At 47.8% G+C, this 21,154-nt stretch carries 9 protein-coding genes; 7 read left to right on the top strand and 2 right to left on the bottom strand.

What is annotated here, in order from left to right; all coding sequences use genetic code 11:
- Positions 1-80: 80 nt before the first annotated feature.
- The 5 genes from HMPREF0670_RS07910 (at position 81) to HMPREF0670_RS07895 (ending at position 11,194) form a co-directional block, all read left to right on the top strand.
- Positions 81-1,901: a SusD/RagB family nutrient-binding outer membrane lipoprotein gene (locus HMPREF0670_RS07910; protein ID WP_044077970.1), complete on the top strand. Its 1,821-nt coding sequence runs from the start codon at positions 81-83 to the stop codon at positions 1,899-1,901.
- A gap of 177 nt (positions 1,902-2,078) precedes the next feature.
- Positions 2,079-5,105, top strand: coding sequence for an endo-beta-N-acetylglucosaminidase (locus tag HMPREF0670_RS07905; RefSeq protein WP_009230640.1), 3,027 nt, complete (start codon positions 2,079-2,081; stop codon positions 5,103-5,105).
- A gap of 136 nt (positions 5,106-5,241) precedes the next feature.
- Complete coding sequence (locus HMPREF0670_RS07900; protein WP_009230639.1) at positions 5,242-8,259, top strand: endo-beta-N-acetylglucosaminidase; 3,018 nt, start codon at positions 5,242-5,244, stop codon at positions 8,257-8,259.
- 887 nt (positions 8,260-9,146) lie between these two features.
- Positions 9,147-9,323: a hypothetical protein gene (locus tag HMPREF0670_RS16315; protein WP_009230638.1), complete on the top strand. Its 177-nt coding sequence runs from the start codon at positions 9,147-9,149 to the stop codon at positions 9,321-9,323.
- Positions 9,324-9,625: 302 nt separating this feature from the next.
- A complete protein-coding gene (locus HMPREF0670_RS07895) occupies positions 9,626-11,194 on the top strand; it encodes a hypothetical protein (protein ID WP_009230637.1) in 1,569 nt (522 codons plus the stop codon).
- 440 nt (positions 11,195-11,634) lie between these two features.
- Here the strand turns inward: HMPREF0670_RS07895 and HMPREF0670_RS07890 are convergent, their stop codons facing one another.
- Both HMPREF0670_RS07890 and HMPREF0670_RS07885 read right to left on the bottom strand, forming a co-directional pair.
- Positions 11,635-13,695 carry a protein-disulfide reductase DsbD family protein gene (locus HMPREF0670_RS07890; protein ID WP_044077969.1) on the bottom strand — a complete coding sequence of 687 codons (2,061 nt, stop codon included), beginning with the start codon at positions 13,693-13,695 and terminating at the stop codon, positions 11,635-11,637.
- Between the two features lie 90 nt (positions 13,696-13,785).
- Positions 13,786-15,075, bottom strand: a complete 1,290-nt coding sequence (locus HMPREF0670_RS07885) for a serine dehydratase subunit alpha family protein (protein ID WP_009230635.1) — start codon at positions 15,073-15,075, stop codon at positions 13,786-13,788.
- Between the two features lie 557 nt (positions 15,076-15,632).
- Here HMPREF0670_RS07885 and HMPREF0670_RS07880 point away from each other — a divergent pair.
- Complete coding sequence (locus HMPREF0670_RS07880; RefSeq protein WP_009230632.1) at positions 15,633-16,949, top strand: Fic family protein; 1,317 nt, start codon at positions 15,633-15,635, stop codon at positions 16,947-16,949.
- A gap of 1,521 nt (positions 16,950-18,470) precedes the next feature.
- The gene (locus HMPREF0670_RS07875; protein ID WP_052296869.1) at positions 18,471-20,981 is read left to right on the top strand and encodes a TonB-dependent receptor; all 2,511 of its coding nucleotides are present in this window, start codon (positions 18,471-18,473) and stop codon (positions 20,979-20,981) included.
- The last annotated feature ends 173 nt before the right edge of the window (positions 20,982-21,154 follow it).

Raw genomic sequence — 21,154 nt, 5'->3', positions numbered from 1 at the left:
CTAAAGAAAATGTTTCCCGAACTCCCTTTTTTCGGGCAAAGCTAATAAAGGGGAGAGGGAGTGTTAATAACAACAAAATTATGAACAGATATAGCAAATGGTTTGTAGGCGTTATGGCCCTGTTGAGCCTAACCTTACAATCGTGTCTGGATTTCGATACCACTGGCGACGAATTCAGCGCAACGCAAAAGAATACCAATAAGGTGAGCCGCCGAGGAAAGGTTGACTCCTTGAACTATCGGGCTAAGTTTACGGCTGAGGATGTGAAACGAGCAGCTAACAAAATGTCTGATGTAATTGCGGCGGGACTCAGTGCCCAGTATGCAATGCGCGGTGGTAAGGAAGGTAAAAAGCCTGTTACACACGCCTATCAATATCAATATGGACTGGGTGCCGACTTGTATGCGCAGTATGGCGTTATACCACATACCAATTTCCCCTACTCAAAGGTTACTATTACCTCTGCCTATAACATCTCCGACAGGTTTTATGGTGGTGCGATGGGGTCTTTCAATGAGGTTTCAACGCAGATGGTGCCGTTGCTTAATCACGAGTCTATCGACACTATTCCTGAGTTAAAGGCCATTTATCTGCTGTTGTACAACTATTCGGCGGTTGAGGTGGCAAATGTCTATGGCCCATTCCCCTATCAAGATATCAAAACGAACGCCCAGACGGCCCCCTTTGAATATCAAAGCCTGGAAACGATATACAATAAGGCGGTGGACAATATAGACAGCATAGTGGCTTGTTTAAACTACTATGAAACCAAGCCCGAGGAATATAAGGAAGCCTTGCGCGACATTCTGAAACAGAATATGCATGTTACTGGCGATTACAAAACGGGTTTCAGCAACCTCAACACTTTTGTGCGTTTTGCCAATTCGCTGAAACTACGCATGGCCATGCATATTGTTAAAGTTAACCCAACGTTGGCAAAGCGATGGGCAGAAGAAGCCGTTAAAGCGGGAGTGATAGAAGAATACTCGCAAGAGGTATGTATCAACACGGCCGCCGAGGGTATAGCTCATCCCTTGCTTGAGGCTAGTCAAAGCTGGCACGACACGCGAATAACGGCCTCATGGGTGTCGATATTGAAAAGCCTTAACCATCCTTACCTTAAGTATCTCTTCCTAAAGAACGATGGCGACATTGTCAATTCAAAAACAAAGGAAGTGACACCAGCCAATACAGACGTTATCGGTATCCGCTCAGGAGTAACGCCTGGCGAAGGTCAGGATTATGCCGGCAATCAGTTTATCGCTTTCAGTGCTATCAATCCAGAGGCGGCACATAGCATGCCCTTGTACTTGATGAAGCTCTCTGAGGTTTGTTTCCTTAGAGCGGAAGGTGCGCTCAGAGGATGGAGCATGGGCGGAACGGCCAAAGAATTCTACGAGAAGGGTATTCTCGCCGGTAACTGCGAGGACCGCGAACAATTCTATACTGATGCCAATAACCAAAATCCTTACACTGCAGGTATGGCCGAATACATGCAACAAGAGAGTGCCACACCTTATACATATAAGGACCCTACTGGTGAGAGCGACCCCATTGAAAGCTTAACTAAGATTGGCGTTAAGTGGAACGAAGACGACAGCAAGGAGGTGAAACTCGAAAAGATTATCACCCAGAAGTATATCGCAGGCTATCCTGAGAGCTTTGAAGCCTGGGTGGACTTGCGCCGCACGGGTTATCCGCGTTTGTTCGATGTGCTCCAGGCTGATGAGGCCGACGGGAGTCTTAATGATGGTGACATCATCCGTCGTTTGCCGTTCCCCGGTCGTACCGATCCCGCTACGCAAGCAGACATTAAGGCTACGGGGCTTGGCGCACTAGGCGGGCCTGATTTTGTAGGGACAAGGCTTTGGTGGGACGTAAAAGGAACTCCGAACTTTTAATTTAAAGTAATAAACTAAGGGAACGGCTGCGCCGCCCTTATTAGGCCACAAGGCACGGCCGCTCCCTTAGCTTAACAATCCTATCTTAAAACGCATTTTAGTGTGGCATGGATTTAGCCATTACAATGCGATTAACTCTAAATATCTTATTATTTAACAACATAAAACTAAGCAAGAATGAAGAGAAAAGTTACTCTTAGCGCACTGGCGTTGGCCGGTATGCTGTCTGCGGCTCCCTTTACGGTTAAGGCGCAGGGTGGAAACACCGCACCAACTGCCTCTAAGGTGGTTTACGACTTTCAGCATTTCAGCGACATTAAGATGTTGCAATTGTTTGAAAAGGCAGTAAGGGAAGGAAAACGCTACCCATCGTACGAGGAGCTTAAGGCGGCTGGTTTGGCCGACGAGATTGAGTTCGTGCGTTCGCACGTTCGCAAACGTTCTATCCTTCCCAGAACAGATCGTCTTATAAAAAACACTTTTGAAACCCGTGAGTTGTTTATGAACATTCCTGCTGGTGCAGGAAGAACCACTGGAGGATATCCCTCTTCCGAGTTTGCATCAGACAACTTCTCTATGTGGAACTACACCAACCTCTTTGGCGCATGGAACCACGGCTTGTTCCAAGCTCCTGGCTCATGGGCCGACGCTGCACATAAGAACGGAACGGACATGATGAGCGGTATTAAGTTTTTCGATACCACTGGCAACCCTGGTGGTGTTGATGCCGGAGGCTGGTTGCCTATACTTAAAGAGAAGAATGCCGATGGCTCTTTTAAGTATGCAAAGCCTATGATTTACATGTTGCAGTACTTAGGTCTCGATGGTATCAACTATAACTGGGAGGCACCAAACTATGATGACCCTCAAGTGATAGCGTTCCATCAGAAATTGTACGAGATAGCAAAAGAAGAGAAGTTTGATAACTTCCACATCGCTATTTATACCTTGAACAATTCGTTGACAACAAGAAATGTTGAGGCTCTGTATGGTAAAGATAAGAAGAAAACAGCCGATGTTATGCTCAACTATGTGAGTGATGACTTCACATACGGTATGAGGACATCAGTGGCACAGGCCAAAGCTGCGATGGGAACAGCCGATGGCGTTTATGCTGGCGTATGGATTGTTACGATGAACCGTTCGTGGACACGCCTGAACTCTGCTCCTGAGTGTGGCGTTTGCCTTTGGGGTGAACATGCACAAAGTCGTTTTTGGAGCTACAATGCCGGTGGCGATGCTGATGAAATGATGGTTAACTACCAAAAGTTGCTTGAGCGTGGTTTCTCGGGTGGTAACCGTAATCCACTCTCTCGCCCTGCTGTGAATGACAGAGGACACAACTGGGAAGAGTCTAATGGTGTTCAGCCCCTTTCTACTTTCCCAGGCATGGCAACGTGGATTCCCGAAAGAACAACCATCACTGGCAACCTTCCTTTTAGCACCCACTTCAACATGGGCGCAGGTTCGCAATACCATTATAAAGGAAAGAAAACTGCTGGTTCTTGGTATAATATGAGTAACCAAGACATCGTGCCAACCTATCGTTGGTTGGTAGTGGAAGGTAATACCAACAATCATAGTGATAAGGTAGACCCTGAGATAACCTATAAGGACGCTTACATGGGTGGTTCGTGCCTCTTGCTTAACGGCAAGGGACAGGCTAGCTCTACTGACATCGTGCTTTACAAAACCGACATCGCTGGCTCTAATGGTGCCATCACTGCCAATGTGGCTATCAAGAGTGGTAAAGAAGTGCCTGCCGAGTCGAATCTCTACCTCATCGTACACCTCAAGAACAGTAATGAATGGAAAGAATATGCTGTTGGCGGCACAACTGGTAAAACCTGGGAAGAGAAAAAGATTGCCTTGAACGATATTACTTCGGGAACGGCTATTGATAAGATTGGTCTTCGCGTTAAGAATAGCACCAACAGCTATAAGATGATGATTGGCAAGCTAGAGCTTGTAGATGGTTTCACCGCAGCTCCGTCAGGCGTTAAGAATGTGGCTATTCAGGTGAAAGAAGAAACAAAGTCTTCGCTTTCTGTTAAGGCTACATGGGCCGTAGACAAAGCCGAAACCACCACAGGCATGATTTACAATGACGATGCCAACATCGACCATTTCGAAATTCTCCTCAAAGACGGTACTAACGGACGTGTGTCTGAAGTGGCCCGTACTAGCCAGTGGGCTGCATACGTGGGCAATATCGATTTGAAGAGCTTTACGAACAATCCTTTCATTGGTGTTCGCGCCGTATCGAAAGACCTCAAAAGCTATTCGCCTGTTGTATGGACTGAGGTTGTTCGCGCTAATGCCAACGAATTGCCCGAACTGGTTCTCAACCCATATACCTCACCCGAATTGGATACCGATGCCGACGGCTACAAAACTGCGCAAGCTATTCGCTACGTGGAGATATTCAAAACCGAGGGTGGATCCACCAACATCGACTATAAGGCTACCGGTCCTACGGGTGGTACGAACTATGTCGATGTTACCGATCAGGTGTTGACTATCGGACAAGGCCAAACCGTTACGTTGAAGTTTAAGGGCTTTGAGGCTACTGATGAAAAGAACGGCTCACACGACGACTTGCGCTATTGCTTTGGCCGTGGATGGATTGACCTGAACGGCGACCATCGTTTCGACCCACGCGAGCTTACCGTTAATCCCAAGGAAGGAGAGCAACTCTTCACGATTGGTGAATTGCGCAAGGGCGTACCCGACCAAGTACAGAAAATCGTTACTAAGACCTTTACAATTCCAGCAGACGCACGCATTGGCGACACCCGCATGCGTATCGTGTTCTCTGATGCTTGGTTCAAGGGCGCATTGAAACCTACGGGTAAGTTCAACAAGGGTTTCGCCATCGACTTCCGTGTAAAGATTACCGGTAACAACCCGCAACGTCCTGTTCCCGCCGACACACGCGACCAAGGTTTGGCCGACGAACCCGCAGGACTTTCCACCACAGGTGTTAGCAATGTGGCCGTAGCTCCTTCGCAATTGCAGCAAGAAGGCAACAGCCTTAATTTTGCCAATGTGGAGAAGGCATGGATATTTGCAGCCGATGGTTCGTTGGTTGCTGCCCTTAACAATCCTGCCAACTACAACTTGTCTTCGTTGGCATCGGGTGTTTACCTCGTGAAGATGCAAAACAAGAATATCATTCGCACACAGAAAATTACTGTAAAGTAAGCGTGGCGTTTGGTTTTCTTTAAACCCAAACTCAAAGGGGGAAAGCCATCTCGGCTTTCCCCCTTATTTTATTCTCCTTTGGCATGCTAACTGCAATGTATGCACACTAATAACATTTAAAAACATTGTATATTCAATGAAACGAAACCATGTTTTAACATCGTTGGCCTTCGCCACGCTCTTGACGTCGACACCCGTTAGAGGGTTTGCCCAACAACAGTCAGAAACAGCTTCGACAGACATTTACGATTTCTCCAAGTTTGATGAGAAACTCTTGCTCGACCTTTTTGTAACAGCCCAAGAGAATGGACGTAAATATCCCACTGTGGCCGAATTGAAAGCGGCCGGCATTTACGAGGAACTGCAATTTGTGCGCTCGCATGTGGCCAAACGAAAGCTTATTGACAATGCCGACCGACTTATACCCGGCACTTATGCCGAACGCGAACTGTTTCTTAACCTGCCAATGGCCGTGGGTAAAGGTATTGGCGGCTATCCTTCGAAGAGTTTTGCCAGCGACAACTTCTCATTCTGGAATTACACCAACCTATGGGGCTCGTGGAACCATTCCTTGTTTCAAGCTCCTGGGGCGTGGGCCGATGCTGCACATAAAAACGGTACCGACATCCTTAGCGGAATGAAGTTCTTCGACAGTAAGAGCGGTAATCCACGCGCATGGATTGCATTGTTGAGCCAGAAAAAGTCAGACCAAACCTACAAATATGCCCAACCTCTCATTAACTTGTTGCGCTATCTAGGTATGGACGGCATTAACTACAACTGGGAGGCAATGGGCTACAGCAATGGGGATGTAGTGAACTTCCATCGCGAACTATATGCGATAGCCCAAAAAGAAGGTTTCGACAACTTTCACATTATGATTTACACCGTCAACTCTACCTTAGGCGGTTGGGATGCCCCCGCACTTTTCGGTTCCAATGGCAAGCGTACGGCCGAACTGATGCTTAATTATTCGGGTTCGGGCTTTACTTATAACATGCGCCAGTCGGTGATGATGGCCGAGTCGGTGATGAAAACCAGCAAAGGCCTTTATGCCGGGGGATGGCTGGTTGGCATGGATAAGAACTGGAGCCACTTGTCCAGCGACGAAGTTACCAAACGTTGCGGCATTGCCCTTTGGGGCGAACACGACCAAAGCCGGTTCTGGTCGTATAACTCAGGGAAAGGACCGCACGACCTGATGAGCAATTACCAAATGTTGCTCGAACGAGCCTTCTCTGGCGGTTATCGCAATCCTGCTAAACGTCCTGCCGTGGCCGACCAAGGCAATAACCTGCGTTGGAGCGGTTCAACACCGCCCTTGTCTACCTTTGCTGGCCTGGCCACGTGGATTCCTGAACGTTCTGCCATTGGCGGAAACCTGCCGTTTGCCACCTACTTCAACCTTGGCAACGGCGAGCGTTATTGCTATAAGGGGAAGAAAACGGGCGGAGCATGGTACAACATGGCCAATCAAGACATCGTGCCTACGTATAGATGGTTGGTTTACGAAGGTGGCTCTACAAATGTAAGCACCGCAGTACAGCCAGAGTTTACCAATACCGATGCGTACATGGGTGGCTCGTGCCTAATGCTTACAGGCAAGCAGGCGGCTGCGCAGACAGATGTGGTGCTTTACAAAACAGACATACAGGGCACCAAAGGAAACATTTATGCCAACGTTGCCATAAAGAATGGCAAGGGTGCAGAGCAGGTTTCTAATCTCTACTTGCTGGTTCGCGTTAAGGGCAACCCTGCGTGGAAAGAGTTTGCCGTGGGAGATGTTGCCACCAAGCAATGGGAAGAGAAACGCATCCCGCTTACAGGCATTAATTCGGGCGACGTAATAGACCGAATTGGCTTACGCGTGAAGAATAGTGACGCTAACTATAAAATGTATGTGGGCAAGCTTCTCCTTGCCGACGACTTTAAGGCTGAACCTAAACCTGTTGAAGACTTTACCGTTCAGGTTAAAGAAGAAACAAAGAAAAGTTTATCGGTGAAGGCTGCCTGGACAATTGCTGGCGAAGACGGACAACGCGTGCTAACGAATGCAGATGCTAACATCGACCACTTTGAGTTGCTGTATAAGAATGGTGAAAAAGGTAAGGTTAGCGAGATTGCCCGCACAACGCAATGGGCAACGTTTGTAGGCGACATCGACCTGCCTAACGCAGGCGATGCACCCTTCGTTGGTGTAAGAGCGGTTAGTACCGACCTGAAAACCTATTCGCCCGTTGTTTGGCAGCCTATTACAAGAGCAAAGCAAGAATTGTTACCCGACTTGCCCGAAGAAGATTATGGCACTGTTGAACTGGATATGGCAGCAGACGGAGTGGCAACTGCTCAGAAAGTGAGATTTCTGACTGTGGTTAAAACAGAAGGTGGTTTACAAGACATTGAATACAATGCCAGCAAACCTGTTGGTGGAAAAAATTATGTTGATGCAACACATCTTGTATGGCGAGTGAAACAAGGCCAGACCGTAAAAATAAAGTTTAAAGGATACGAGGCCACCGAGTATGCCGACAACACCACAGACGACTTGCGCTATTGTTTGGGTAAAGGTTGGTTAGACCTTAATGGCGACCATGTTTTCAATGGCAACCTTTTGGAAGACAACCCAGATGCAGGAGAGTGCTTGTTCAATGTGGGCAAGTACAAAAGTTCAACGATTTATAATGTGCAGTCATTGCAAGAAAAAACCTTCACCATTCCCAATGATGCACGTGTGGGTAAAAGCCGTTTGCGCATCGTGTTCTCCGACGCATGGTTTGAAGGGGCTTTGCAGCCCGTGGGCAAGTTTAACAAAGGCTTTGCCATCGACCTTGGCGTAATGATTGAGGGTACTAATACCTCGCGATCCGATAAGTCGGGCAATTGGGATGAAGGACAAGCCGATCAACCCGAAGGGCTTGACATAACCAATAGCATTACTAATGCTGCTGCAGAGGCTTCAACCTTGCAGGTGGACGGCCGTAGCATGACCTTTGCCCATGTTGAACAGGCATGGATATTTGCAGTAGACGGAACGCTGGTTACTACCTTGCATAAGCCAAGCTCGTTCGATGCAAGTGTGCTGCCCAAGGGAGTTTATCTTGTGAAGATGAAGAACAAGAATGTGGTTCGTGTTGGGAAAATTACGATGAAGTAGACTTACAAATCCACATATAAGCATTAAGCGATTTTAGCTTTCACCCTGCTGTTTCTTATATGGAATCAGCAGGGTGATTTCCTTTCTGATAATGGCTTGCCTTGTAAGTTTATGAGTTCTTGAGTTTGTAAGCCGATGAGTTGATGTACCGGGGAGTTGTTGGGTTTTCGTGAGTTTATAAGCCAGTGAGTTGATTTGCCAGGCACTTCGTACATGAGAGGAGTGCTTATCTTGTATTGGCATCACAAAGATAATAAACTCCTCCCAACATATAGAAACATTAAAAGTCAAGACAGTTTTTTCATCTATTTACAAGAGGATGCGGATGTAACGCTTGATTATTCTAGGCGTAGCCCAAATCATAAACAACATCCGCATTGTAAGTAGCTAACAATAGCTTACAGTATTGGCATGGCTGTCGACAGCATCTTTTAGACCAGTTAAGGATGGCGTGTTTAGTTAATGGAGAATTATCAATCAATTGAGGAATATCAATTAAACAAGCGCGCGAATAAGAAAAGAGTGCCATTTCTTGTATGTTTTATCCTTTTCTCATAACTTTGCACCACAGTTTAACATAATTTAGCGGAGAGTTGTGAATCTAATTAGGGCATTCTCTTACAATGAGCAAGTGCGTAGACAGAGTGTGGAACATGTCTGTTCTTTCACTCATAACATCTCATATTCATTTTAAATCAGATGTGTTGTTGGCGCACAAGCAGTGCGATGTAAATCATCTCGGATGATTTTTAGAACATATACAAAGGATAACTTTGCGTACCCCTTATTAAAGTAAGTTTTTACAACGATCCCATTGTTCATTTTCCACCGCCTTCTCTGTAAGCTGGCGAAAGATGAGACAGGTAATTAATCATTAGAATAAGCAGATGATGAAACAAGTAGTATTTAGGAAACAAGCGTATCTATGTCCAAAAGTTGAGATTGTGGGCGTAGAAATGGAGAACCTGATGCAACAAGTAAGCGGAAACCATAGTCCTATTGGACAAGGAGGAACATATGGCGACGCCAAGCAAGGAAACTTCGTGGACGAAGACGAAGAATAGGCAGTGTGCTTCGGAGTATTATTACAAGATTGAACGAAAGGAAGTATAAGTAAGCCCAAGCTTTGGGTATATTTAACTTCAAAACCATTGTTTTTTGGGGTGCATGCGCTTTTCGAGCCTGTTATTTCACTTGCTTTTAAGGCCATGAGCGGCGAGAACGGTAGGCATGCCAACTCGTTAACCCATTAACTAGACTGCAACTAGACGGGCTTTCACGCTCGTTATTCCTCGTACGGCTAAGAAGAAATCTGCGTTAACGCGATTTCCTCTCGCCATTCTACCAAACAGTATAACAACAGGAAATGAAATACAGACATTTACTACATGCTGCATTGCTGTTAACAGTAACAGCCTTTGCAAGCTGCGCCAATGAAGACGTGGCGCAAGACGAGAACAAACAGGCCCAAAACGCCACAAACGCGCCTGTGGTGACGTTTACAGGCGAGCGTGATATAGCTCAGGTAAGCCCTACTTCACGCACGACAATTAAGCACGCCCTAGGACAAGGGGCAACTCCCTATTGGTCGACAGGCGACAAAATCTGGGTTAAAGACACTAACGGTACCTTTAAACAGAGCAACGCCGGTACGTTTAATTCTGCCATGACAGATGGCGTGTTCGCTGTCTCGGGAACATTTGCTAACGGATGCACCGTGCATTACACCGGTTCTAATGGTACTGCTGGCGACAAGGTGACTATTGCCGCTAAACAAAATCAAACAGAAGCCAACGATTTTAGCCATGCTGGGGCCTCGGGAGACTGTGGTGTAGCAACGGCAACAGGCAATGGCAATTCTTTTAAGTTTAAGCTAAACCACAAGGCAAGCTATCTCTGCTTCTTGCCTCGCACAACAAATGCTTTCGTAAAGCGCAGTAAACTTACCTCCATCGAGGTGGTTGCCGAAAGCGACATTGCCGGAACGTTCGACTTCTCTAACGGTTCGTTGAGTGCCCAACCCGTGGCAAATGGCTCAAAGATGATAACACTTGTAACAGGCAATGGTTTCGATCTCACCAACGAAAACACAAGCCTCGCCACCAATGGCGCCTATGTGGTTATCCCTCCTGGAACGCATCACCTCACTGTTCGCTACTGGCTCGAGAACATGGTGGACAATCCAAATGGTAGAATTGTAGGAACTGTAACCAAGTACATTGACATTAACTGCGAAGCTGGCAAGATATACGACATAACAGCCAACCTTAACCCCGCAGACGTGTCGGGCGAATACTTCATGTGGGACGCAAAGAAACATTATTGGTATAATAGGGAAAGCAGCCAACCAAAGGTTAGCGGCGCATCAACCACAAATTTCCCCAAAAGTCAAGCAGACTCTCCTGATAGTTGGTTTAACTCACCTGCGGGCGGTGCTAACTGGGCTTCAAATAGCGCAACTCAATGCGCCTCGGTGAACCAAGTAATATGGTATGTGCAAAAAGGTGCTCCACACTGGGATGCTGCTGAGCTATGGACATTGTTCGGACATCTTTATAAGGGTGGAATGTGGTTGAAGAAACAAGACGTTATCGCACGAGAGAACCATACGACTACTCAGAATATGTACGCAAGTTACAATGGTATTGATTATCGTCAGTCCACTGCCACATTCGCGGATTACACTTTCTCTAACAACGATATAGTTAAAGAACGTCCTACAAAGTCTGAAATATCTGATTACTTCTACCTCCCAGCCAAAGGCTTCTATGTAGAAGGAAAGATGCAGTACATTTCTTACCTTGGCTATTACTGGTCAGCCACTTGCTTGAAAGCAGATGCGCAACGTGCATTCAGCTTGACATTCAACCCAAGTTCAATCTCTCTTGGAAGCAACTTCCGTTTCAACGGCTTTGCCGAAGACTTGAAGTGGTAACAGGCAGAAGGTTATTCGATAAGGTATTTCTATAATGGATGTAGGTATTCTTTATGGAATTACCCTTAAAGAGACACATCACTAAAAGAACATACACAAAGCATTGTCGCCTACCTCCGAGTGAGATAGGCGACAATCTTTTTTTTGTGGATTGGCCGTAATGTTCGCCCACTTTGCATTAGTGTACGCTCGGATATACTGCAATCTCTGCTGCTGAACGGCTCTAATGGCAAGACGAATTTCAAGCTCTCCCTTGCGCGCGCGTATATATATAAGGAGTGGCGAGGGCAATACACAAAATCTGTACAGGCTCTAATGGCCGATTTGGGTTGAACGAAAGTCGTGGATTTGACTATAAACGCGATAGGGAGAACGACAACAAAATAGTTCTCCCTATCGCTTTAAAGCGGCAATGTGCAGGCATTTACGCCCGCAACAGCCTATTTCTTCTTAAAGTTATCTAGTCCTTGGTTCAGGAAATCCATGTAATGCGCGATATCCTCGTCGTAACTATACGACCTGGCCAGCGGTTTTCCTGCGTTGTCGATGGCCACATAGAAGGGCTGAGCGTTAGCCCCGAACTTGCTACGTTGCAGATAACTCCACTTGTCGCCAATGGTGCGAAGCGTTCGTTTCTGTCCGTTCTCGGTTACTTCTACGGGTTCGGGCAGCGGTTTCTTGTCGTCAACGTATAGCGAAATCAACACATACTCCTTCGTAAGCTTGTCTGCCACCTGCGGGTCTGTCCACACAGCAGCCTCCATCTTACGGCAGTTTACGCAGCCAAAGCCCGTAAAGTCGATAAGCACCGGCTTGCCTTGAGCGGCAGCGGCGGCCATTCCTTCTTCGTAACTGTCGTATTGTGCGCGCACTTCGTTATGGTATAGGTTAAAGTCCTGCGTGTTCATAGGTGGCGCAAAGGCACTAACAGCCTTGCAAGGAGCACCCCAAAGGCCTGGTATCATATAGACGGCGAAGGCGAACGACACCAATCCCAGCATCACACAAGGTACAGGCATGGCATCCGAACTGCCTTGGTCGCTGGCGAATTTCAAGCGTCCGATGAGGTAAAGTCCAAGCATGAAGAACAGCGCAATCCATATCGAGAGGAACACTTCGCGGTCTAGCAGGTGCCATCCGTAAGCCAAGTCGGCCACAGAGAAGAACTTTAAGGCGAACGCCAGCTCGATAAAGCCCAGCACAACCTTGATGATGTTCATCCAGCTACCCGACTTCGGCGCTTTTTTCAGCCACGTTGGGAAGAGGGCGAACAGCGTAAAAGGCAGGGCCAATGCCACGGCAAAGCCTAACATTCCTATGCCAGGACCCATGATGCTGCCCGATGTAGACACCTGAACGAGCAAGAAACCAATGATGGGACCCGTGCAAGAGAACGACACCAGCGAAAGGGTGAAGGCCATAAGGAAGATGCTGAGCACGCCACTGGTAGACGATGCCTTGCTGTCTACGGCGTTACCCCACTTGTCGGGCAGGCGTATTTCGAACCATCCGAAGAACGAAAGGGCGAAAATAACGAGCAACAAGCAGAAGAATATGTTGAAAACAGCGTTTGTCGACAACGAGTTAAGAGCCGAAGGGCCGAAGGCGGCAGTGACGGCCAAGCCCAATGCCACGTAGATAACGATGATGCTCACGCCATAAGTGAGGGCATCGCGAATGCCTTTTGCCTTATTTTGTGAGCGTTTGAGAAAAAAACTTACCGTCATGGGGATAATGGGCCACACGCAAGGGGTGAAAAGTGCGAGCAGACCGCCGATGAAACCCATGGCAAAGATGTACAGCATAGAGTTGTCTTGTTTGCCTTGGTCGCCGTTATAAGCCTGCAATTCGGCCACAACGGGTGCCCAAAGTCCGCCTTGCTCCACGTTGTTGCCTCCTTCGGCAACGGCAGCTGCGGACGTTTTGGCCGTGTCGGTCGTTGCATTAGCGTTGGCGGCAGCCAGAGCAGCCAGCGAGTCGGCCTTTTCCTTGGCCAGTTGGGCAGGCGTTTTGGTTTCTTTCGCATCGGGAGCGTTGGCCGGACCATTGCCCTTAAAGTCGAATTCCACCTGTGTTGGCGGCAAGCAGTTTTGGTCGTTGCATGCTCCGTATTCCAGATAACCTTTTATGCGATAGGTTTTTCCAGTGATCTTGTATTTCTGCACAAAGGTAACAGCATTTTCAAAGTAGCGCAACTTCATTTCAAAAAGCTTGTCGTAGTTGCTAATCTCCTTGCCTTTTGCTTGCAGTTTGCCTGCTGCTTGTGCACCTTCTGCCTTCTCTGTGGTAATGGTTGCCGAAATCGGGCCACCACTAGGCAGGCCTGTTGAGTAGACATGCCAGCCATTATCAATCTTTGCCGTGAAGATAACGTCCACCTCGGTGGGCGAAACCTGTTTCTGCTGTACGCTTACATGTACGGGGTTTTGCATCTGTGCCGATGCCCCCAACGCGAAGACGGCAAGTAAAGCCGTCAGTAAGGCCAATCTAATTTTCTTCATATTTGGTGGGGTTTTGATTTTGTTGTTATTTTAGTTGACGAGTTTACAAGTTAACGAGTTGACCAGTAAACAGGTCGACAAGTTTTCTAGTTAACACGATTTGTGTGTCATAATGTCTAGCACATACTTATCTGTTTCGTCCATTCCTCGACTTCCAATGGCAGCCAGGTTTCTAATCGAGCGGTCCACATCGTCATCGATAATGCCCTCAACAGATGTAACATACTTGTGTTGCATGGCCAACATCGCGCTCAACACGGCCGTACTAACGCCCGACGAGAGTTTCAATGCGCACGAAGGCTTGGCTCCGTCGCATATCATACCCGTGAGGTTGGCAATCATATTCTTTACCGAATAGCATATCTGCTCAAACGTTCCGCCCATCAGGTAGGTTATTCCGCAGCTACTTCCCGTGCTGGCCACCACGCATCCACACAGAGCCGACAGCGTGCCAAGGTGCTGTTTGATGTAGATGGCCGTCAGATTGCTGATAATTAGCGCCCTGATAAGTTCCTCTTCGGTATTGTGGTTCTCGCGTGCGAACGTCGTTACAGGCACCGTTGTGCAAATTCCTTGGTTGCCGCTGCCGCTGTTGCTCATCACAGGAACCATCGCTCCGGCCATACGTGCATCGCATGCGCCGCCAGTTGCCGAGAGAATATGTGCAAACACGCTGTCGCCCAGCACGCCACGACCTAGCGGACTGCACATCGTTTTACCCAATTGGTGGCCGTAATTGTCCTCCAATCCGCAGCGCGAGGCATTCTCGTTCAGCTTTTTGGCTTCAAGGATAAAGCGCAAGTCGTCCAAAGCCGTCTCCGTTGCAAACTCGTACACCTTTCGCATCGACAGTTCCACGCCTGTTTTAGCCACCGTTTCTGCGCTACATGCGGCCTTGTCTAGCAACACCTTGTCGTTCTTGCGCAGGTAAACAAAGTTGGTGTGCGACCCCTTGATGCGTGCCTCGGCCACTTCGTCGCCGCAGGTGCAGGTAATGTTGATAAAGAGTTTGTCTTCGTCTTCCTCCTCCAACTTAATGTCGATGCAATTCGCGGCAATCAGTTTCTTACCTTGCTTAACGCTCTCGGGCGTACAACCTTTAAGCACTTCCAGCTGTTTTTCGCTGTCGCCGATAAGTACGCCCAAGGCGATGGCGATAGGCAAACCAATCATCCCTGTGCCAGGGATACCCACGCCCATAGCGTTTTTAAGTACGTTGGCACTCAGTCGCACGTCAATTCTTTCGGGCATTTGTGCCAAAAGTTCCTTAGCCTTCGCCGCGCATAGTGCAACAGCGATAGGCTCAGTGCATCCAATGGCAGGCACCACCTGCCGATGTATAAGCTCAAGAATGGCTTTCCTGTCGTTTTCTGATAGCATGGTAAGTTTGTCGGTTGTTTTGTTTACGGTGTTGTAGAATAATTTGATGCTTTTATTTAGCCGTGGACTAGTTGCCCGCGGCCAGCGATTTGTTTGCCATGCCCTCCTTCATTTTGTGCAAAATCTATGCCTAAACACACCACTCGCACAAGAGGAACACTAACGCATGCAAAGTTAGTAGAATTTACTTAAAACAATCAACCAACCGAATATTTTTTTTATAGAAATGCAAAAGCAAGCCCTAAAAGGGCTATTTTTTAACATTTCAACATGTTTTAGCCCACATCTCGCGGCTTTTTTAACAGGCGAACACAATCTAATGTTTTTCCACTTACCAACCCATTCGTACCATTAAGTTTGCCACGCAGGCAAAAACTCGCCCCACGCCGCCGCCACTTGCCTATATAATAAGGTGTACCCTTTCGGCCCAATCACCCCTTTCCTTCTGCCCAACCATCGCCTTTTGGTTTGTCAGCAAACGTTCTAATTCTTTCCAATTCTTGCAATATTGGAAAGAATTGCATAACTTTGTAATGACGTTTAAAGGCAAATAGACTATGGGTAAAATAGAATTACCACCGCAGGTGAGCATCGAAGACAGGTTAAGAGCTTTGTTCAAAATGCAAGATAAAGACATTACCGCCCTTGTAGAACAGATAAACGAGGAGTACGAATATTGGGACACGGTGAAGTATAAGCCGTTACCCAAGGGCTGTACACCCCAAAAGCTGTGGCTCTGCACCAAGGCATCGCGCCTGCGAAACAAGCTGTGCGTATGGCCCAGCTATGCCATTACGCTAAGTCTTACAAGCCACATGCAACGTATGTGCCACGAGTTCGACATGAATTTTGGCGGTACGTGGATGGCCGACGACAAGCTGCCGCCCGAAACAAACGAACGTTATTTGGTGAGTTCGCTCATGGAAGAGGCCATATCGTCAAGTCAGATGGAGGGTGCCAACACCACGCGCCGTGTGGCAAAAGAAATGCTACGTAAGCAAACAAAGCCCAAAGACAAGGCGCAACAGATGATAGCGAACAACTATCAAACCATACAATTCATTGTGCAGAGCAAGGACAAGCCGCTTACCCCGGAGCTTTTGCAACACGTGCACAGGCTGATGACGGAGAAGACACTGAGCAACGATGAGTACGCGGGCAGGTTTAGAACCAACGATGAGGTGGTAGTGGCAGATGGTATAACGCACGAAGTGGTGCATCGGCCGCCATCTCACAAGGATATAGAACCCTTCGTTGCCGACTTGTGTAGCTTTTTCAACGACGAAGAGCAGTCTGTTTTCATCCACCCGCTGATAAGGGGCATTGTTATTCATTTCATGTTGGCCTACGTTCACCCCTTTGCCGATGGCAATGGGCGCACAGCACGTGCCTTGTTTTATTGGTACTTGCTGAGGCGTGGCTATTGGCTAACGCAATATTTGTCTATTTCGCGCGTGATAGCACGTTCAAAAACGGCCTACGAAAAGGCCTTTCTTTACACCGAGGCCGATGATAACGACATGGGCTACTTCGTTGCTTACAACATGCGTGTGTTGCAACAAGCGTTCCGCGAGTTGCAAACCTACATCAAACGAAAGCAGAAAGAGCACCTTGCCGCCAACACTTACCTGCGACTGGGCGACATCAACGAACGGCAGGCGCAAATAATACAGCTGCTTGTAGATAATCCCAAGGCAGTGCTTACCATTAAAGAGTTGCAAAATAGGTTCTTGGTTACGCCTACAACCGCTAAGACCGACATCATGGGCCTTGTTAGCCGCGGGCTTGTCAGCGAATTTGCGTTTAACAAAGTGAAAAAGGGATATGTGCGAAGTGAGGGTTTCGAAGAGGTGATAAAACAGCTAAATGCTTGACATACCCTGTTCTACGCTGCTGGCCGTTATGCACTAATGCCAGTGGCAGCATGTGTTTCGCAATGCGCAAAGTGCTTGTTTCCCTATCAAAAAGTGCTTATTCCCCCATCAAAAAAGGCTAAACCCAACTGCCTTTCGGTCATCAACAAACGCTCCAATCCTTTCCAATTTAGAGAGAATTGGAAAGTGTTGGAACGTTTTTATGGCGGAGTTATCGCATGTCTACCCCTATCTTTACGATGCAAAACACAGCATATTGTTGGGGTTTGCCCATGCTTGATGGCAAAGACAGCTAAGTCCTAAAAGTTTGAATGTCTGAAACAAATGCCCTTTTCCCATCATTTATACTTCATTTAAAATGAAAAAACCTCGCCAACTTACCTAACCAAAAAGTTAAAAACAGTGCGATTGTTTTACAAAACATACCCTAACCGCCAGCCCATTCTAGCAAAAATAAAGCCCATTTAGTAGGCAATTAGCCGCTATTTGCAGCCTTATAGGTATTTGTTTTAGTCCGTTTTTAAGAAAACCGCCTGCATTTTGCACCATTTTAGCTTTCTAGATGGTTACTCACTCGTCATTTTTTCATGCCCAAAAACCTGCTTTTTGCCACCAAAAAGCCACCAAACAATGGTTATTTTGCCCTTTTTAGCCATGATTTTAATGCCTCGAAAGGATTATATTTATGCCATTTACGGCGTATCTTTATGCTTTTTACCTCTCATTTTGCACCAAAACACCTTGCGTTTAGCATCAAAACGCATTGCGTTTAGCACCAAAACGCGTTGCATTTAGCACCAAAACGCACTGCAATTAGCACCAAAACGCGTTGCGTTTAGCGGCATATTGCAGAAGACATAGCAGTAAACACCTAGAAAACGGGTGCAAATGGCAGTTCCTTGTCATAAATATTCATTTTGCCCCATCCACAGTTCAACGCTTACTTTCATCAAAACAAACCCTCGCGAGAATCGATTTTTTGCGACCGAGTGAGCTGTTGGTGGATAAAAAGGGCACTCTTTGTGTTAAATCCCATACTGAAAAGTGGACAAAACAAAATAAATCCGCGAGAGATAAAGCAGTTGACGAGTTAACGAGAGGCTTTTCAGTTAACGAGTTGACAGGTTAACAAGTTAACAAGATGTTAGTTGACGAGTTGAGAAGTTAACGAATTGACCGGTTTACAAGTTAATTGGCAAAGCCATTTTTTCACCTTTTCACCCTTTCACTTTTTCACTTTTAAAGGGCGAAGCCATTTTTTCACCTTTTCACCTTTTCACCCTTTCACCTTTTAAAGGGCGCAGCCATCTTTTCACCTTTTCACCTTTTCACCCTTTCACCTTTTCACCTTTTTTCCCTACTTCTAGGTATTGCGCATATCCCTACAAAGCCGTAACTTTGTATTAACAAATCTAAAGGCGAGCTCTAAAACTTTTCGCGGAACGATAAGAACCCCGAAAGGGCGAATTGCGTGCTATGCGGAAGGTTTACAGAACATGCCTTTTTAAAAGTGAATGTAAAATGAAAAAGAAAAGAACAGTAAGAAAACAATTCTTTAAACTGATGTTCGCACTCTGCGCAACATTCGCCCTAAGCATCCCCATTGGCATGCGGGCAGAAAACGAAGTGAAAGAAAAAACGGATGCCAACATAAAGGGTAGCGTGGTAGACAGCAAGACACAGCAACCCCTATCGCACGCCAGTGTGCTGGTGGTTGGCACGGTGATAACCACCACCACCGATGCCGAGGGCCATTACGCGCTGAACAACCTGCCCTTGGGAAAGGTGAAAATAGAGGTGCGTTCTGCCGGTTACCGCGCACTTAGACAAGAGGTTACCACCGAAAGAAACTATACCACCGAGAAGAACTTTGAGCTTACGCCCGACGAAATTGCACTCGACGAGGTGGTTGTTTCGGCCAATCGCAGCCTAACGCTTAGGCGCGAGTCGCCCGTTATCGTGAATGTTCTGGACACGAAGTTGTTCGAGTCTACCCATTCAACGACATTGGCACAAGGACTTAACTTCCAACCGGGCGTGCGAACCGAAGACAACTGTACCAATTGCGGCTTTTCGCAGGTGCGCATCAACGGACTAGACGGCCACTACTCGCAGATATTGGTAGACTCGCGTCCTGTGTTTACCGCCCTACAAGGCGTTTACGGACTCGAACAGATACCTGCCAACATGATAGAACGTGTGGAAATAGTTCGCGGTGGCGGCTCGGCACTCTTCGGTGCATCGGCCATTGGCGGCACCATCAACATCATTACCAAGGAGCCTAGCGAAAATTCGGCCGAGCTGGCGCACACCATCACGGGCGCAACAACTGGCTCTACCGCTTTCGACAACAACACAACGGGCAACGTTTCGGTTGTTACAACCAACGGCAGAGCAGGCTTTTACCTCTATGCGCAAAGCAGACACCGCTCGGCTTACGACCGCGATGGTGACGGTTATACCGACTTGCCCACGCTAGACAATAAAACTTTGGGGCTTAGCACCTTCCTTCGGCTCACCGATTACTCGAAGGTTACCCTGAAATATCATGGGCTGAAAGAGTTTCGCCGTGGCGGCAACAACCTTTTCTTGCCGCCCCACGAGGCCAACATTGCCGAACAAATAGAGCATACCATCAACGGCGGCAGCTTGGCTTACGACCTTTTCAACCCCAATGGCAAGGGACATTTCAGCGCATACGCCTCGTTTCAAAACGTAGACCGCAAAAGCTATTACGGCGGATTGGGCGAACTGGCTAGCGCAGCCGAGGGTCAGAAGGCTCTGAACGAGGCCTACAAGCTGGGTCTTAGCCTAGACATGAGCGAGGAAGACGCGGCAAAACTGCCCGACGACCAACAAGAAATTTTAGCCAACGCGCAGGCTTACGACAAAGCACAAAGGGCGTATAACGTTACACACAACATCAACTACATTGCCGGAGCGCAGTATGTGCACAACTTCGACCGACTGTTGTTCATGCCAGCCGACCTTACCGTGGGTGCTGAATACAGTTTCGACCGCATAAAAGACCGCTCGTTGGGCTACAACAGCCTGCTCGAACAGCGCGTGCGCATCAGCAGCGCCTTCGTGCAAAACGAGTGGAAGAACGCCCATTGGAGACTGTTGTTGGGCGGACGACTAGACAAACACAACCTTATTTCGCACCTGATATTCAGTCCGCGCGTGAACCTGCGCTACAATCCCACGCCCAACGCCAACTTCCGCCTTACATACGCAGGCGGTTTTAGGGCTCCGCAAGCCTTCGACGAAGACCTACACACCAAGATATCTGATGGCGACCGCGTGAAGATTGCCCTCGCCAAGGACCTGAAAGAAGAGCGTTCGCACAGTTTCAGTGCATCGGCCGATCTCTATAAAAGTTTTGGAACGGTGCAAACCAACCTGCTTATCGAGGGTTTCTACACCCGTCTGAACAACATGTTTGCCACGCGAAAGCTGGCCGACGACGTCGTTATTGATGGTGCACGTGTGGAAGAACGCTACAACTCTAATGGCGCAACGGTGTTTGGGCTGAACCTCGAAGGTAAGGCATCGCTTACTTCTTGGGCGCAATTGCAGGCCGGATTTACGTGGCAAAGCAGCCGTTATCGCACGGCCGAAGAATGGGACGACGATGCTGCCGACGAGTTTAAAACCACCAAACGCCTGCTGCGCACGCCCGACACCTATGGTTATTTCACGCTGAACGTGCGCCCGATGATAGATTTCAACGTGTCGCTCTCGGGCGTTTACACGGGTAGGATGTACGTTGGACACCCCAAGGGCGGCAGCGAACGCACCAAAGACTTCTCCATCATCGAGCATACGCCCTCGTTCCTCACGCTGAACTTGAAGCTGGCATACGACTTCTACCTTTACAACCAAGTGAAGTTGCAGGCTAGCGCAGGCGTTCAGAACCTGCTGGATGCCTACCAGAAAGACCTGGATAAAGGCCCTTCGCGAGCCTCCGACTACGTTTACGGCCCCACACAGCCACGTAGCCTTTTCCTCGGAGTGAAGATTTCGTACTAATATCCCTTGCCCCAACCGCCTCGTTAAGTGGTTGGGGGCAAATTGTTTAATGGCAAAAGCAGGTGTATCAAGCACACACCAACTCGCCAAACTAGCCTAACAAAACCACGAAAAACAACAGACAACAGCCTAAACCCTTTCTCCAACGCCTGGGCTTACCTAATCTTGCTTTG

It is taken from the genome of Prevotella sp. oral taxon 317 str. F0108 (assembly GCF_000162415.1).
Classification (GTDB): domain Bacteria; phylum Bacteroidota; class Bacteroidia; order Bacteroidales; family Bacteroidaceae; genus Prevotella; species Prevotella conceptionensis.
This window is presented reverse-complemented; position numbering and strand designations above follow the sequence as displayed.